At 35.4% G+C, this 14,790-nt stretch carries 19 protein-coding genes and 4 pseudogenes; 20 read left to right on the top strand and 3 right to left on the bottom strand.

From position 1 onward, the window contains the following. The first annotated feature begins 409 nt into the window (after positions 1–409). The 10 genes and pseudogenes from GHI93_RS12395 to GHI93_RS12355 all read left to right on the top strand — a co-directional run. The gene (locus GHI93_RS12395; RefSeq protein WP_153497321.1) at positions 410–592 is read left to right on the top strand and encodes a bacteriocin; all 183 of its coding nucleotides are present in this window, start codon (positions 410–412) and stop codon (positions 590–592) included. 47 nt (positions 593–639) lie between these two features. Next, positions 640–1,332 (top strand): CPBP family intramembrane glutamic endopeptidase, encoded by a 693-nt coding sequence (locus GHI93_RS12390; protein WP_153497320.1) that lies wholly within the window; start codon positions 640–642, stop codon positions 1,330–1,332. 413 nt (positions 1,333–1,745) lie between these two features. Next, positions 1,746–1,985, top strand: coding sequence for a bacteriocin immunity family protein (locus GHI93_RS13310; RefSeq protein ID WP_415579465.1), 240 nt, complete (start codon positions 1,746–1,748; stop codon positions 1,983–1,985). Between the two features lie 276 nt (positions 1,986–2,261). Then, positions 2,262–2,477: a ComC/BlpC family peptide pheromone/bacteriocin gene (locus tag GHI93_RS12385; RefSeq protein ID WP_246177143.1), complete on the top strand. Its 216-nt coding sequence runs from the start codon at positions 2,262–2,264 to the stop codon at positions 2,475–2,477. 8 nt (positions 2,478–2,485) lie between these two features. Continuing rightward, positions 2,486–2,758 (top strand): hypothetical protein, encoded by a 273-nt coding sequence (locus GHI93_RS12380; RefSeq protein ID WP_153497319.1) that lies wholly within the window; start codon positions 2,486–2,488, stop codon positions 2,756–2,758. A gap of 79 nt (positions 2,759–2,837) precedes the next feature. Beyond that, positions 2,838–3,032 carry a bacteriocin gene (locus GHI93_RS12375; protein ID WP_170272449.1) on the top strand — a complete coding sequence of 65 codons (195 nt, stop codon included), beginning with the start codon at positions 2,838–2,840 and terminating at the stop codon, positions 3,030–3,032. 35 nt (positions 3,033–3,067) lie between these two features. Next, a complete protein-coding gene (locus tag GHI93_RS12370; protein ID WP_153497317.1) occupies positions 3,068–3,325 on the top strand; it encodes a hypothetical protein in 258 nt (85 codons plus the stop codon). A 350-nt stretch (positions 3,326–3,675) separates the two neighbouring features. Next, entirely contained in the window at positions 3,676–3,993 is a 318-nt protein-coding gene (locus tag GHI93_RS12365) for a hypothetical protein (protein WP_153497316.1), read from the top strand. Positions 3,994–4,197: 204 nt separating this feature from the next. Then, positions 4,198–4,356, top strand: coding sequence for a hypothetical protein (locus GHI93_RS12360; RefSeq protein WP_153497315.1), 159 nt, complete (start codon positions 4,198–4,200; stop codon positions 4,354–4,356). 171 nt (positions 4,357–4,527) lie between these two features. After that, positions 4,528–4,704: pseudogene (locus tag GHI93_RS12355) on the top strand (cysteine peptidase family C39 domain-containing protein); the annotation flags it as partial. Positions 4,705–4,815: 111 nt separating this feature from the next. On the opposite strand, the pseudogene GHI93_RS12350 reads toward GHI93_RS12355, so the two are convergent. Next, positions 4,816–4,968: pseudogene (locus GHI93_RS12350) on the bottom strand (IS3 family transposase); the annotation flags it as partial. 140 nt (positions 4,969–5,108) lie between these two features. Here GHI93_RS12350 and GHI93_RS12345 point away from each other — a divergent pair. The 6 genes from GHI93_RS12345 to GHI93_RS12325 all read left to right on the top strand — a co-directional run bounded on the left by GHI93_RS12345 (position 5,109) and on the right by GHI93_RS12325 (position 11,114). After that, positions 5,109–5,249: a lactococcin family bacteriocin gene (locus GHI93_RS12345; RefSeq protein ID WP_153497313.1), complete on the top strand. Its 141-nt coding sequence runs from the start codon at positions 5,109–5,111 to the stop codon at positions 5,247–5,249. Positions 5,250–5,261: 12 nt separating this feature from the next. Further along, on the top strand, positions 5,262–5,384 hold the full coding sequence (locus GHI93_RS13220) for a hypothetical protein (RefSeq protein WP_281347503.1): 123 nt from the start codon (positions 5,262–5,264) through the stop codon (positions 5,382–5,384). 64 nt (positions 5,385–5,448) lie between these two features. After that, positions 5,449–5,901, top strand: a complete 453-nt coding sequence (locus GHI93_RS12340) for a transporter (protein WP_153497312.1) — start codon at positions 5,449–5,451, stop codon at positions 5,899–5,901. A gap of 406 nt (positions 5,902–6,307) precedes the next feature. Next, positions 6,308–8,455, top strand: coding sequence for a peptide cleavage/export ABC transporter (locus GHI93_RS12335; RefSeq protein WP_153497322.1), 2,148 nt, complete (start codon positions 6,308–6,310; stop codon positions 8,453–8,455). A 12-nt stretch (positions 8,456–8,467) separates the two neighbouring features. Next, the gene (locus tag GHI93_RS12330; RefSeq protein ID WP_153497311.1) at positions 8,468–9,889 is read left to right on the top strand and encodes a bacteriocin secretion accessory protein; all 1,422 of its coding nucleotides are present in this window, start codon (positions 8,468–8,470) and stop codon (positions 9,887–9,889) included. Between the two features lie 82 nt (positions 9,890–9,971). Continuing rightward, on the top strand, positions 9,972–11,114 hold the full coding sequence (locus GHI93_RS12325; protein WP_153497310.1) for an Rgg family transcriptional regulator: 1,143 nt from the start codon (positions 9,972–9,974) through the stop codon (positions 11,112–11,114). Positions 11,115–11,374: 260 nt separating this feature from the next. Here GHI93_RS12325 and GHI93_RS12320 read toward each other — a convergent pair. Beyond that, a pseudogene (locus GHI93_RS12320) lies at positions 11,375–12,532 on the bottom strand (IS3 family transposase). A 191-nt stretch (positions 12,533–12,723) separates the two neighbouring features. On the opposite strand from GHI93_RS12320, the gene GHI93_RS12315 reads away from it, so the two are divergent. From GHI93_RS12315 to GHI93_RS12300, 4 genes are all read left to right on the top strand, one after another. Continuing rightward, entirely contained in the window at positions 12,724–13,206 is a 483-nt protein-coding gene (locus GHI93_RS12315) for a hypothetical protein (RefSeq protein WP_153497309.1), read from the top strand. A gap of 152 nt (positions 13,207–13,358) precedes the next feature. Beyond that, on the top strand, positions 13,359–13,754 hold the full coding sequence (locus GHI93_RS12310; protein WP_246177139.1) for a site-specific integrase: 396 nt from the start codon (positions 13,359–13,361) through the stop codon (positions 13,752–13,754). A 97-nt stretch (positions 13,755–13,851) separates the two neighbouring features. Continuing rightward, the gene (locus tag GHI93_RS12305) at positions 13,852–14,163 is read left to right on the top strand and encodes a transposase (protein ID WP_153497308.1); all 312 of its coding nucleotides are present in this window, start codon (positions 13,852–13,854) and stop codon (positions 14,161–14,163) included. Positions 14,164–14,177: 14 nt separating this feature from the next. Continuing rightward, on the top strand, positions 14,178–14,633 hold the full coding sequence (locus GHI93_RS12300; protein ID WP_246177144.1) for an IS3 family transposase: 456 nt from the start codon (positions 14,178–14,180) through the stop codon (positions 14,631–14,633). Here the strand turns inward: GHI93_RS12300 and GHI93_RS12295 are convergent. Next, positions 14,572–14,790: pseudogene (locus GHI93_RS12295) on the bottom strand (IS3-like element IS-LL6 family transposase); the annotation flags it as partial. The gene GHI93_RS12300 and the pseudogene GHI93_RS12295 overlap by 62 nt on opposite strands.

Genomic DNA, 14,790 nt, shown 5'->3' with positions numbered 1-14,790 from the left:
TGACGAGGGATTGCTTGAATTCCTCGTCGTAGCGTTGATGATAGGTCATAGTAAGCCTTTCTGTTTTGTGTCTTATGAGACAAATTATAACACATTATTTTGTGTCCACTTTTATAGTATATATCCAAAAGAAGATAGGTATTCGATTGTGAACAATCTGGGCTTTTGGAATAGTATGATCCAGTGGATAAATAAATTTTCGATATCCCGAAGATTTCCATAATGAGCAAAAAAGCAGAGATACAATAAAAGTAGATAAAGAATATTATTTAGAAAGGTTGGGTGAGTCCAATGGGTAAGACAAAATAAAAAATATCAATAGAACTTTGAGGTCACTATTGATACTCGTTGCACATTAGAGTGCTATATCATTATAGCACAAATCACAAAAACAGAAAGTGGGGCTATTATGGCTAATAAAAATGTAAATCTTGATGCAATGTTCATGGAACAATTTGAAGAATTAACTGATGAAGAACTTACAAAAGTTACAGGAGGTCAATTATTAGGTTTTTATGGAGATGATGTGGTCAATTTAGAAGGTTATTTTCTTCGTTACAAAGAGGGAGAAGGAGTAATTTTTATTGATTAAAGATTATAGATAAAATAAAATTATAAAACGTAAGAAGGAGAGTGCAATTGCAAAAAGGAAAATTTTACAAGTTAAAATGGTTAATAATTGCACTTTTTCTTTTTTTATTATATTTATTACCTAATATTATTTCTGCAAATATGGTTTCGTTATTTTTTTGGACAAAAAGTTATGATCAAATGCTTCAATATGCAGGATATAGTGAGTTATTTTTATTAATTTTAGGAAATGTAATAGGAATATTCATTTGTTATAGATTCGGATTTTATAATAAGTGGAAATCTGTGTTTAGCATCAAAAATACAATAATTCTCTTAATTTTTATAATAACTCTACTTATCGTTGAGTGGGGAGCGCAAACTTTTTATCAGTATTATGCTTCTGGAATTTTAGGGGATACGCAATCAGCTACCTATAATGAAAGTATTATGCCACCAGTTGTTTATTATACAATTATAAATTTTAGCGCTCCAGTATTTGAAGAAGCTATTTTTCGCGAATGTATCTACAGATTTTTCAAAAATCCGAATATATCTTTTATCGTCTCTTGTGTACTTTTTGCTTTTCTACATACTGGTTTTACAACGTCATTTTGGGTGTATATTATTATGGCGATGATGTTTACCGCTGTTTATCATAGGAGAAGGGTACTATTAGATAGCATAATCGTTCATTTAGGTTATAATGTGCTTATTACTCCAGTTTTTAAATTATTATTTCATCTTTTTGGATTTTACTAAAAATGAAGTTAAAAGATTTTTTGATAAAAGAAATCTGTGCGCAAAATATGTGAGTGAAAAAGCAATGAATACACTTAAAAAAATATGTTAATCAAAAAAATGCATAAAGTTTTGCAAACAGAATTTTAAGAATTGGTGGAAATATGATATCAATTCATTTAGTATTTTTGATAGCAGTTCTTTAAATCCTAATGATAAGTGAAAAATCAGGTTTATAATAAAAGTATAGATAAAGAATATCCTTTAGAAAGAAAGATTAGCTGGACTAATGTCTAATTATTTGACATTAGTCCATCATCATCGTATCTTTTGAATTTAGACATAGAAAGCTTTCCTTTTTAGTGTTTGTTAAACAGATTATAACATACCTTTATCTGTCCATTTTTATATTATAGCTCCAGAATACGCAACAAATTTGGCTTACACGAATTAATGCTCTCATCCAAGGTGGAGGTATTACTGGTAATGAAGCCCAAATCTTGAAGCATTATAAAAAAGAATTTGTAAGAGGACAAGGAACATTTGAAAGCCAATTGGTTGAATTACAAATTGAGCTATATCCATTAATCGCTGGGCAGAAAATGTCAAAAAAGATTCACAAGTTTTATAATGAGCTATATTTTGATAGTAAATTAAATAAAAGTGAATTTTGATTGATCCTATTATAGATTTATCCATGGCAATAAAGATACTGTTGTGGAAGGTAAGAAATTAGAAAAAGAAAGAGTAAATAACTTGACACTTTTCGGGAACTCAAAAATTGGGTGTTATAATGTACTTATCATAAGAGAACTAAGGAAACGAGGTACGGTCCAATGGGTAAGACAAAAAAAGTACCAATAGAACTTTGAGGTCACTAATGATACTTGTCGCACATCGGAGTGCTATATCATTATAGCACATAATTAGAAAAAGAAAGGCGGTCTATCATGAAAAATGAAAAAATTAACGCTCTGGGATTTGTGGAGCTTATGGATGAAGAACTTAAAGCAATAAAGGGTGGATTTTGGGTAGATGCTCTTTTGGGAGGATTAGGAGGACTTTCTTCTTCCCCAACATTAGATCAACTTAATGGAGGAGCTACTCGTAATTTTGTAGCCCCAAGCTGTTCACCTTATGGACATGGAGGAACTCCAAACGACTAGGAGAGACTATGAAAGCAATTCATCTTAAAACTGGTAAAGAAGTTGAATATTGGATAGTAAGTCATCAAGAAGTTAAACCAAAATGGATTGAGCATGAGTTTTATATTGGAAAGATGGGCTGGATTACTGAATATGCACTACGTTACGGATGGATAAGTATTCGAGGCGAGAGCTATAGACTCAATATCGGAGATGTATTCATATATGATGGAAAAGAAATAAAATTTTTGAGTCCAGAAAAGTTTGAAAGGGGGTATAGTCCAATGCAAAATAAAATCTAGATAATTAGAAAAATTTCTAAATTCTAATTATTATAAACTGTCGCAATTAAAAATGAAAAATAGAAATGAGGAAAATAAAATGTTTGACACAAAGTTAGTAATGAACAAATTTCAAAATTTGACAGACGAAGAGCTGGCGGCGATAAATGGTGGGGAATCTGGTTTAAGTTGGAATGATTGGACTAAAATTGCAAATGGCTGGGGCTCGGCAGCAAACTATAACGCAGGTTCTGTTGCTGCCGCTAATCATTATAATCCATATGATGATTTCTAAGAATGAAATAAAATTGAAATTAAGGAGAAGTAAAAATGGATGCTTTATTTCATAACAGAAAGGTGAAAGTTTGGAAAATTTCAGATAGTTCGATAAATGATGAGTGGGTGGAAAAAGCTTTTTATGAAGGTCGAATTCGCTGGTTAAAATTTGATGGTTTGAGACTTCAAGTAATGGATAATCAAATTCCTTATTCTGGTTCAACAGGAGAATATTTGGTCTATGATTCCAAAGGAGATAGATACTCGATTGTGAATGAATTGGGCTTTCTGGAATGGTACAATCCATTATAGGAGCCACATATCTTAAGATAAAGCGGATTGAGAGCGGTGTCGCCGTCTATCTCCTGTGGAACACTTTTGCATCAGTTATCAATTTAGGCTAATAATTTATTGAAAAGAATGTCAATAATAAGGTGACGTTCTTTTTTGTTATATCAGCCTGAGTAAAAAACTTGACACTTATTAAAAGTCCAAAAATTTGGTGTTACAATGAATTGGAGGCATCTCTAAAGCTTATGCACAAACCATTGCAAACGCAACATCAAATGCTGTTTCAACATGGAGCTTGGAGTTGAGCCTTGCGATGTCAGCTGAATATTTTTACTATTAATGTTAAGTAATATTTGAAAAGTGAGAAATGAATGAAACCAGAATATGAGAATCTAACGATTGAAGAAGTCTATAATAATGGTTTAGCAAAAAAAATAGGTGTTCCAATATTTTCGTGGACATTTGCAACTCCTATGGTTTATTCAATCGACAAACCGATTAACAATCGTGGACAAATAACGATTGATGAGCTTTATTCCAGTTTGACGGATGAAGAAAAAAAGATGAAAGTTGCGCAGTATCTTGATTCAAAAAAGCCATCAAACACTATATTCTGGATATTGGGCGTGATCAGTATTTTTACTATTGGGATGGCTCTGTTTGTAGTGTTGCGCGTAGTTATTAAATGATGATTAAAGCACTAACGAAATAAAAATCAGAGTTATAGTAAAACTATCAATAAAGAATATCCTTTATAAAGGAGTTGAGTCCAATGGGTCAAATAAAATAAAAAAAAAGCATCAATAGAGCTTTGAGGTCACTATTGATACTCGTTGCACAACGCCGTGGTGTATCATTATAGCACAAAACCAGAAAAAGAAAGGTGGTCTATCATGATAAATGAAAAAATGAATGCTCTTGAATTTGTAGAGCTTGCGGATGAAGAACTAGAAGTTATTAATGGCGGGAAAAGCTGCAGCGGTGGCGGTCTAAATGCGTCAGATGCCATTGGTATTGCTGGAATTATTATCACTATCCTTCTTGCGCCATAAATGGAAAATAAGAGCATCCTTGGAAAGCTAAAAACTGCCATGAAGAGGAAATACGGATTTTGGAAATCTCGAATCTTAGAGTAGGAGTTGCATCTCTCAAAAATGCAGCTTCTCCAATAGTTTATAAGCTATTGGAGAGGTTCCACAAATTCTGAAGGAAAGGAAGAAATGATGAAATTCAAGAAAAAACATTACACACCCCAAGTGGATGAAATGGATTGTGGTGTCGCTGCGTTGTCTATGATTTTGAAGTTCTATGGTTTTGAACATACTTTAGCTTCTTTGCGTGTGGTAGCACGGACAGATATGGAAGGAACGGCAGCACTTGGCATCAAGCGCGCAGCCGAACAATTTTAGTGTTTGTTAAACAGATTATAACATACCTTTATCTGTCCACTTTTATAGTATATCTCCAAAACGTGCAAAGACAAGAGGACATTCAAAGAAAAAGCAAAGCTTATGGATTCCCTTTTGTTTAAGCAGTTCAACCATAGGACGATAGCCCGCATTGGCGTGTTCTTGACGAATGCTAAGCATTTCTTGTTCAATGACTTCATCTTTGTTGGGACGCTCGAAACGAGCTACCCAGTAATAATAAGTCGCTTTGGGAAGTTCTGAAATGATGAAGAGTTGCTTGAGGGGAATCGCTTAAAATAAATATATTAGAATTATACATTTTTGACTCTAAGAAATTGGATTAACGTCAATTTTGTAATATAATAAAATCATCAAAATAAAAGGAGAATTTACAAATGGAAAATCAATTAAATTTTGAAACTGTTTCTGATGAAAAACTTACAGAAGTATTTGGAGGTCACGTAGAGACTTTCGAAGATGCTTGGTGGCCTAACGGTGGATTTGGTGATGCGGGTAATGGAAGATTTATTAATTAACTAGTGATAGGGATGAAATCAACATTTAAAGAGTTGACCAATGAAGAATTACTTCTTGTTACTGGAGGTCAAGTAAAAACCTTTGAAAATGGCGGATATATTCCTATTAGTAGTGGGATTTATCCTAGACAATAAAGATTTTTAACAAAAAATTACTGACATTTTGTCAGAAATTTTTTCGCTTTACTAGGAGGGATTTATGCAAGAAAATAAAAAAAAATATCCAGGTTGGATAAGGTGGAGCTTATTTATATACAGTATTATAGCATTCTTAATTACAGCTGGTTATACTGTTTTTCATCTCTATTTTTTTAAAATAAATTGGGAACGATATGAAAATAATAATGCTTACTGGTATAAAGCAAATAAAATTTTGCAGCATGGCGTATTCAGAATCAAAGGTCAAGAATTGGCTCTGCACTCTTTTTTATTAATTGGACTTTTGGTAATGGGAATCATCATCTCTATTTGGCTTTTTGTTTTCGCTTGGCGCACTTATTATGCTCGAACACGAATCCCATTAATTGCTACATTTAGTTATGTGTTACCGTTAATTCCCTTCGGGACAAATGTACTGCTTACATTAATTATTGCTTATATTTTTATTTTAATTGGTAGTGCACTTTCTGTCAGTGCCTTAAAACTTCTTTAAGAAGTGGATTATTATCAAATAATTAAACAGACAATAGAATCTAAATCTGATAAATTTATTGAACTCTATTTTCATATAAAAAGATAAGCATTTTCAGCAGTCTCCTCTTTAGCCTTATCTCTTTATTTTAAATCTTAAAAAACTTCTAGGCTTTTTTTGAAGAAGCAGGCCTATTTTAACATATTTCAGAAAATCATATCAGCCATAATCCCCGTGGTTAAGCGATTTACTAGAAATGGAGAGTGGAAGAGGCTAAAAACTGCCATGAAGAGGAAATACGGATTATAGAAATCTCGAATCTTAGAGTAGGAGTTGCATCTCTCAAAAATGTAGCTTCTCCACTGGTTTATAAGCAATTATAAACTATTGGAGAAGTTCCACAAATTCTGAAGGAAGGGAAGAAATGATGAAATTCAAGAAAAAATACTACACGTCCCAGGTGGATGAAATGGATTGTGGTGTCGCTGCGCTGTCCATGATTTTGAAGTTCTATGGTTCTGAACATTCTTTAGCTTCTTTGCGTGTGGTAGCACGGACAGATATGGAAGGAACGGCAGCACTTGGCATCAAGCGCGCGGCTGAACAATTAGATTTCAATGTGCAAGCGATCCAGGCAGATATGACACTTTTTGAGATGGAAAATATTCCGTATCCTTTTATTGTACACGTAATCAAGGAACAGAAATACCCGCATTACTATGTGGTCACAAGTGCAGTTGAGCAATATATCCACATTGCAGATCCCAATCCAACAGTTAAGTTGACAAAATTATCGCGTGAACAGTTTGCATCTGAGTGGACAGGGATTTCACTTTTTATCTCTCCAAATCCAAGTTATCATCCTGTGAAGGAAAAAGCTAGCTCTCTCTTTTCTTTTGTGCCAGTTCTTGCTCGTCAAAAGAAGCTGATTGCTAATATCGTGATTGCGGCTCTTCTTGTGACGCTTATCAATATTATCGGCTCTTATTATCTTCAAAATATTATTGATGACTATATTCCAAACGCATTAATGACAACGTTAGGCATTATTTCAGTGGCCTTGATGATTACTTATATTATCCAGCAAGTGCTTTCTTTTGCCCAGAACTTTTTACTTAATGTCTTGGGACAACGTTTAGCGATTGATGTTATTTTATCCTATATTCGCCATATTTTTGAGTTGCCGATGTCCTTCTTTGCGACACGACGTACGGGGGAAATTACGTCACGTTTTTCAGATGCAAATTCAATCTTAGATGCATTGGCTTCGACGATTATGTCGCTCTTTTTAGACGTGACGATTGTTTTGTTGACAGGCGTGGTGCTCGGATTACAAAATCTCCAGCTTTTTTTACTTGTTTTAGCTTCTATTCCTATCTATGTCATTATTATTTTCGTTTTCGTGCACCTATTTGAAAAGCAAAATCAAGAAACCATGCAAGCTAATGCTGTGATGAGTTCTTCAATCATTGAAGATATCAACGGGATTGAAACCATTAAAGCATTAGGAAGTGAAGAAAAACGTTATCAAAAAATTGACCGTGAATTTGCGGATTTCTTGAAGAAAAGTTTTGCCAGACAAAAATCAGAAGCTCTCCAAGTCACCCTTAAAACAGGAACGCAGTTGTTATTAAATGTCTGTGTCCTCTGGTTAGGGGCTCAGCTTGTCATGCATCAAAAAATTACGTTGGGGCAGCTCATTACCTTTAACGCCTTATTAACTTATTTTACGAATCCTTTGACCAATATAATTAACTTACAAACCAAACTTCAATCTGCATGGGTAGCTAATAATCGGCTGAATGAGGTTTATCTCGTTGAAAGTGAGTTCGCAGGAGAAAAAGCAGAACTGAGCGTGCTAAATACAGAAATTGAATTCAATCATGTATCTTATAAATATGGTTTTGGGCGTAATACATTGACGGATATCAACTTAATGATCCATGAAAATGAAAAACTGACCATTGTGGGCATGAGTGGTTCAGGTAAGAGTACGTTGGTCAAGCTTATCACGAATTTCTTTGAGCCAAATGAAGGGACGATTACACTTGGAAAACTTGATATAAAAAACTTTGATAAACACCAGCTCCGTGGGATTGTCAATTATCTGCCACAACAGCCTTATATCTTTACAGGTACGATTATGGAGAATCTGTTGTTAGGTGCAGCGCCTACGGTTTCTCAAGAAGAAATCACACGAGCGGTTGAATTGGCAGAGATTAAAACTGACATTGAACAAATGCAATTGGGTTATCAGACCGAACTCTCAAGTGATGCGACGAGTATCTCAGGTGGACAAAAGCAGAGGATTGCGATTGCGCGTACTTTGCTTTCTCCTGCTAAAGTGCTGATTTTTGACGAGGCAACAAGTAATTTGGATATGATTACCGAGAAAAAGATTTTGCAGAATATTTTTGAGTTGAACAAGACGATTATCTTTATTGCTCATCGTCTCTCTGTCGCACAAAAGAGCGATCGAATTATTGTGATTGATGGTGGACAAATTATTGAGCAAGGCAATCATAAGGAATTGCTTGCCGCAAACGGCTTTTATGCGAAACTCTATAAAAGTTAGGAGGGAGAAAAAATGTTTGATAAACGACTTTTAGAAAGCTCTGAGCTTTATGATAAACGTTATCGGAACTTTGCGACACTGATTATTTTTCCAATACTGACTTTATTTATTGGTTTGTTTATCTTTGCGTTCTTTGCAAAAAAAGAACTGGTTGTAACGACTTCAGGAGATATTGAGCCGACAAAAATTGTGGCACAAATCCAATCGACAAGTAATAATAAGATTATTCAAAATGATTTGTCAGAAGGGAAGTCCCTTACAAAAGATACAATTTTATTGCGATATAATGGAGATTCCGATGCCACACAGTTGAGTGTACTCAATGCACAATTGACACAAGTTCAAAATCAAAAGCAACAATTGGGATTTTTGCAAAACAGTCTCTTGCAAGATAAAAATTTATTTAAAAAAGGGGATGATTTTGGTTATGAACAGACTTTTGAGAATTACCAAGCGCAAGTCAAGACTTTGTCTGACAATATTGCTAAAAGTAATCAAGGCGTGGCAGATCAAAATGCGACGGTGTCCAATGAAAAGGAGGCAATCAATCAACAAATTGATACCTTGAATACACAAATCAGTCAATATACGGAGCTTGAAAATACAGCATCAGGAAATGGCAGCATTTCATCAAATAATCCCTATCTTGACCAGTATAATAGTTATACAGCACAGCTTGAAGCATTGCAAAATACAGTGAGTATGGCAACATCTGATACCAAAAAAACTGCTCAAGTGAGCGCAGATGCACAAAAAAGTACCTTAAAAGCGCAATTCCTAGCAACTGTTCAGGGCGATGTGGCAAGTTTGCAAAGTCAGATACAAAGCTTAACGGTGCAATCAAGCGGGCTAACAAACAGTAATACCTATGATAATAGTTTAAGTAGTCAATCCCTTTCGCTTACGGCTGGAGCACTTGCCAGTGCAAATAAGAAAATGTCAGGACTGGATGAGAGCCTAACGGAACTTCATGCTAAAATAGCTTTGCAAAATCAGGTGGATGAGCAATCCACTGTACGTGCGGGGAGTGTGGGCATTTTACACGTCTTACCAAATATTTTGGGATTAAAGGCGATTCCTGCTGGAACACCTATAGCAGAGGTTTATCCAGAACTTTCAAAGAACGTATCTATTGACTTGACGGCCTATGTACCAAGTACAGAGATTTCTGCTTTGAAAAATGGACAGACATTGCGTTTTACTGTTGAGCAAAATCTTCCGAAACCTGAGATTTTATCTGGTAAAATTTCAAAAATAGATAGTGCCCCCACCGCTCAAAATGGTTTAAATTTATACAAAGTGCAGGCTCAAACTCTTTTGAAGTCAAGTGATGTCGTAAAATTGCGTTACGGTCTGCAAGGGAAAGTTACGATTATTACTGGGAATAAGAGCTATTTTGATTATTATAAGGACAAAGTACTTGGAAAAGATTAAAATAGAATAATAAATCAATAGTGATAGGAAAGGCTCATGCAATGCGAGAGCTACTTGCTAATATAAATATAAGGTAAAAATAATGGAGAAAAAATTACATTTAGGTAAAGCTTTTAAGGAAATGCGAAACCGAGTAGGTGTAACAAGTACTGACTTAAAAGGAATCATGAGTCGTGAAAGTCTTGTGAAATTTGAAGGCGATAAAAATACGCTGGGACTTGAAAAGTTAAATGCAGCGCTTGAGTTTATGGGATTTACTTTGACTGATTTATACTATTTTGCGGGGATTTATCATGTCGTTCCAGTTTATGGAAGAACCTTTCAAAAACTAAGACGCCAACGTGGTTATCATCGAAATTTTTTCATTAATCTGGGTGTTAGTTCGACACGTTTGGAATGCTTTGAAGAGGGAAAGATTATGTTTCCTTACCATATTCTTGATGCAATGCTTTTAAGTATAAAAATTCCTGAAGGAGATTATTCTTTTGCCTTAATTAATAAGGAAGATTATTTTATAAAGACAGTTGATAAATTAGATATGGCAGTAAGAAAACGAGACTTTGGTTATATCCATTCTGTCGAGGAATTTGCACATCAATATGCGATAAATGAAGAAGAACAGATCGTTGATGTTGATGAAAGTGAGAAAAATCCAGCAGATTATTCTGAAAATGATTTGGATTATTATATCAATCAGCATTTGACACGAGAATATGCGGATTTTCGTGTCTTAGAAATTACGGCACAAGCCTCATATAGAGGTTTGACGGATAGTGAGATGACAGAACTTGGTGATTTCTTGATGGGGATCGATCTTTGGTTGGAGTACAGTTTAGGGATTTTAGCTTTAAATTCTTGGCAACTTCCTTACTTAATTGTCTATGATATTCTTCATGAAATTGTTATAGATAAATTCTATATTAATAAACTTATTTACAGGCGAAGGATCTTACAGACAGCAGGAAGAGCGGCAATGTCTTTAGCTGTACAAGGTGATTTTATTCACGCAAGAAAATTATTAGAAATGGTAAAGCCATTTAACTTTACAATAGATACCCATACTCAAGGAATGTATCGTTTTGCACAAGCCTTTGTAGCATTTAAAGAGGGAATCTTGGAGGGACAAAGAGAAATGATTGAAGTAATCAAAGCCTTTGAAATCTTTGGGGAAATTCCAAGTCGTGATTTTGCACAGCACTACTATGATACTCATGTAAGTTTGTAGGACAGCGCGTGTTTTTTGAGATTGGACGCCAAGCAACCTTTGACCAAAAATTATGGATGGAGGAGGAACGAAAACAACTCCAAGAACCTTCAAAGACTCAATCTGAAAGTGCCTTACTTATAACAACAATCACTATACTATAATAGAGTGAATCCAGACAACCAAGCGCAGATTGAGCTAAAAGAGTTTATGATTTTTAGAGAGGAGGAATTTATGACTAACGCACAATCCTTTACAAAATATGGACTAATGTCAAATATTTAGACACAAAATGAGCTATATTTTCTTAAAATAGTTTTCTTCTTTCTGATTTGGAGTTAAACCATTGTTTGCGGAATGAGGATTATAGTTGTTATAAAACTGTTCGATGTATTCAAAGCAAGAGAGTTGAACTTCTTGAATGGAGTGATAAGTTCTTCTGTTTATTTCCCGTTGTTTGAGGTACTTGAAAAAGGCCTCAGTGACAGCATTATCATAAGGATATCCAGGTTTGGAGTAAGAAGCAAGCAATTGATGCTCATCTAATATTTTTCTAAAGGAAGCTGATTTAAATTGGCTACCTTGATCCGAATGAAAAATGATTGGTTCCTTAGGCTTCCTCTTATTTATAGCCATCCCTAATGTGTCACAGGCAAGTTTAGCATCAATCCTGTCACTTACTTTCCAAGCAATACATTTTCTAGAGTAGAGGTCAAGGATGGCGCAGAGATAAACATGCCGTCTATGTCCTATAGAAATATAAGTGAAATCAGTTGTCCATACTTGATTCGGGGACTTAGGATTAAATTCTTGTTTAAGGAGATTATCAGAAGAAAATGCAGGAGAGTGTTTTGATTTAACTCTAGGTTTAATCGTTGACATTTTAGGGAGTGTCATAGACTTGAGAAGTCTTAAGATACGCCCCTCAGAAATATTAACGCCATAATCACGCAGGAGAATGATTTTAAAAGCTCTCGTTCCAATTCTTTTCTTGGCTTTCATATAAATCTCAAGGAGTAATTTTCTCAAGCGTTGATTTTCTATTTCACGTTTTGAGGGCTTCTTGTTTATGAAGTTATAGTAGGTGGAACGATTGACATGTAAAACACGACAGAGCATAACTGTCGTGTGTTCAAATCGGAGTCTATAGACTGCTTTTAATCTCACTTGGAGTTTTGCATGAATATGGCACTTGCTTTTTTTAAGATAAGATTTTCTTCTTCGAGTTGGGCATTCCTTTTTTGTAATTCTTGAATCTGTTTAGCAGTCAAGACCGTATTATCTTCAAGACGAACTTGAGAGTACTGCTTGATCCATTTTGCAAGTGCAGAAGGGGAGACACCATAGTCTTTACAGAGTTCGGATTGAGTTTTACCTGTTTGGTAGAGATTAACGAGAGATTGCTTAAATTCCTCGTCGTAACGTTTAAAACCTGACATAAAAGTCCTTTCATTTTTGTGTCTTAATAGACAGATTATAACACACAATTTTCTGTCCACTTTTATAGTATAGCTCCAATCATGGACGTAGAGAAATGCCCTAACCGTTGGCAGATACGCTGATTCCGATTATCAAAAAGGATGAGCTTGATCGCATTTCATAGGATTTTTTGAGGCAGTATTATCCAGAAATGTTAGAAAAACCACAAGCGATGAATCCATTTCGCCTTATAGAAAGATTAGGTTTGAAACTCTCCATGCGTCATTTGACCGCAAAGGGAGACATTTTTGGGCAAATTTATTTTGAGGATGGTTTAGGTCATTTTTATAGCTCAGATAAAAAGCAAACGTATCCGCTTCAAGTAAAAGCGGGCGATGTGTTCATTGATCCAGAGTCCTATGCCCTTCGTAATCTGGGGGCGGTTAATAATACGCTTGTTCATGAGTGTGTGCATTGGGGGAAACATCGTAAAGCCATTGCATTTAAACGATTACTAAATGAAAATTGTGAGGAGCTTTCGTGTCAACTTACAACGAGTAATCATGTGTCTAAAGATGATGCTATTGACTGGATGGAATGGCAAGCCTCTCAGTTGGCACCTCGAATGATGCTACCCAGACAGAAGATGGTGTTGATTTTGAAAATAATTGTGTATATGTTCGAAAAAATTTGATTTCGCAAGGCCAAAAAAGGAAGAATTTCAGACAGGTGGGACAAAAACTTTAGGTTCTAACAGAACAGTTGTGTTAAACCCAATCTGCATGGCAAATCATCAAAAAAAGGATATAAAAAAATCAAGAGCGACAAGAATATGTTAAAATTATAATGCTTGATAAAGATTCAAGTTTCTGGTATCCCCATAGAGGATTTATCTTTACGGATTATCTTTTCCAAAATAATATGAAAACAGCAATTACGCCCAATTTATTTATGGGATTTTTCAATAATAAAACTTCTCGCAAAGGAGGGAGCGTTGATGATATGATTAAAGAACGTTATCCAAAGTTCACTAAGCACATCACTTCCCGTGTTTTTCGATATACACATATTTCAATGCTTGTGGAATGCGGCTGGCAGTTGAAAGAAATCATGAACCGAGTGGGTCATAAAGATTCTAAAACGGCACTTGAAATTTACCAGCAAGTGACCAAGGATATGCGAAAAAATGAAGAAGAGGATCTGAAAAAAATCACTATTGGATTACAATTTTTGGAAGATTAATTTAAAGGCTTTGTCAAATTGGCACTGTCCCCCAAAAGTGAGAAAGATAAAAAACCTCTGTTGAATTTAGTAAAATAAATTTAAGGAGGTTTTTCTGATGACCAAACATCAAAAGTATTCGTTAGAGCTAAAACTCGAAGCCGTGAGATGTGTGCAAGCGGGCGAAACGCCCACCGAAGTGGCGCGTTCGCTTGGCATAAAGAACAAAACTCAAGTTAAAACTTGGGCCAAATGGGCTGAAAACGGGGAGGTCAGCCGACTGGACAGTTCGTCAGGTCGTCCACACCCCAAGGTTGCTCAAAGTGAAGTGGACAAGCTCAAGCTTGAACTTCAAGAAAAAGACTTGGAGATTGCTTTGCTAAAAAAATTCCAGACTTTAGAAAAGAGGTGGTGCCAGAAACATTTGTGACTTTAATCACTGAAATGAAGCAAGAGGTTTCGATTAAGCAGCTCTGCCGTGTGGCAGGCGTGCCGCTATCGACCTACTATCGCTGGGCTAAGAAAGACTTTGCGCTAACAGTAGATGAGCAAAAGATCGAAGCCTGTTGTAAAGAAAATAAATTTACCTACGGCATTCTCAAAATTGCCAATCAAGTGGGCATGAACCACAAGAAGGTGGCCCGTATCATGCAAAAATACGGCTGGAACTGTCGGGTACGGCCGAAGAAAGCCAAACGCCCAGGCGAGAAGCACACACAAGTGGTCAATCTTTTAAACCGAGACTTCTCTGCGACACGTCCGCTTGAGAAGCTGACAACAGACATCACTTATCTGCCATGCGTCCTCTTTCTGTCCAGTATCATGGACTTGTACAACATTCAATGTATTCAAAACAAGAAAGTTGTACTTCTTGAATGGAATGAAAAGTCTTCCGATTGATTTCCCGAAGTTTCAGGTACTTGAAAAAACCTCAGTGACAGAATTATCATAGGGGTAACCAGGTTTAGAATAGGAAGCTAGAATATTATTTTCATCCAAGAGCTTTCTGAATGCTTGAGCTTTAAATTGTGATCCCTGGTCAGAATGAAAAATTAAA

Source organism: Lactococcus hircilactis (assembly GCF_009601015.1).
Lineage (GTDB): Bacteria > Bacillota > Bacilli > Lactobacillales > Streptococcaceae > Lactococcus > Lactococcus hircilactis.
The sequence above is the reverse complement of the archived record's forward strand: the minus strand, read 5'-3'. Positions and strand labels throughout refer to the sequence as shown.

Bases quoted from the DNA above. Each gene is read 5' to 3' on its own strand.
- GHI93_RS12335 (WP_153497322.1), top strand. From the start codon at position 6,308: ATGAAATTCAAGAAAAAATACTACACGTCCCAGGTGGATGAAATGGAT.
- GHI93_RS12330 (WP_153497311.1), top strand. From the start codon at position 8,468: ATGTTTGATAAACGACTTTTAGAAAGCTCTGAGCTTTATGATAAACGT.
- GHI93_RS12375 (WP_170272449.1), top strand. From the start codon at position 2,838: ATGTTTGACACAAAGTTAGTAATGAACAAATTTCAAAATTTGACAGAC.
- GHI93_RS12310 (WP_246177139.1), top strand. From the start codon at position 13,359: ATGCTTGATAAAGATTCAAGTTTCTGGTATCCCCATAGAGGATTTATC.
- GHI93_RS12325 (WP_153497310.1), top strand. From the start codon at position 9,972: ATGGAGAAAAAATTACATTTAGGTAAAGCTTTTAAGGAAATGCGAAAC.
- GHI93_RS12365 (WP_153497316.1), top strand. From the start codon at position 3,676: ATGAAACCAGAATATGAGAATCTAACGATTGAAGAAGTCTATAATAAT.
- GHI93_RS12305 (WP_153497308.1), top strand. From the start codon at position 13,852: ATGACCAAACATCAAAAGTATTCGTTAGAGCTAAAACTCGAAGCCGTG.
- GHI93_RS12345 (WP_153497313.1), top strand. From the start codon at position 5,109: ATGGAAAATCAATTAAATTTTGAAACTGTTTCTGATGAAAAACTTACA.
- GHI93_RS12380 (WP_153497319.1), top strand. From the start codon at position 2,486: ATGAAAGCAATTCATCTTAAAACTGGTAAAGAAGTTGAATATTGGATA.
- GHI93_RS12300 (WP_246177144.1), top strand. From the start codon at position 14,178: ATGAAGCAAGAGGTTTCGATTAAGCAGCTCTGCCGTGTGGCAGGCGTG.
- GHI93_RS12370 (WP_153497317.1), top strand. From the start codon at position 3,068: ATGGATGCTTTATTTCATAACAGAAAGGTGAAAGTTTGGAAAATTTCA.
- GHI93_RS12340 (WP_153497312.1), top strand. From the start codon at position 5,449: ATGCAAGAAAATAAAAAAAAATATCCAGGTTGGATAAGGTGGAGCTTA.
- GHI93_RS13220 (WP_281347503.1), top strand. From the start codon at position 5,262: ATGAAATCAACATTTAAAGAGTTGACCAATGAAGAATTACTTCTTGTT.
- GHI93_RS12315 (WP_153497309.1), top strand. From the start codon at position 12,724: ATGTTAGAAAAACCACAAGCGATGAATCCATTTCGCCTTATAGAAAGA.
- GHI93_RS12395 (WP_153497321.1), top strand. From the start codon at position 410: ATGGCTAATAAAAATGTAAATCTTGATGCAATGTTCATGGAACAATTT.
- GHI93_RS12385 (WP_246177143.1), top strand. From the start codon at position 2,262: ATGAAAAATGAAAAAATTAACGCTCTGGGATTTGTGGAGCTTATGGAT.
- GHI93_RS12360 (WP_153497315.1), top strand. From the start codon at position 4,198: ATGATAAATGAAAAAATGAATGCTCTTGAATTTGTAGAGCTTGCGGAT.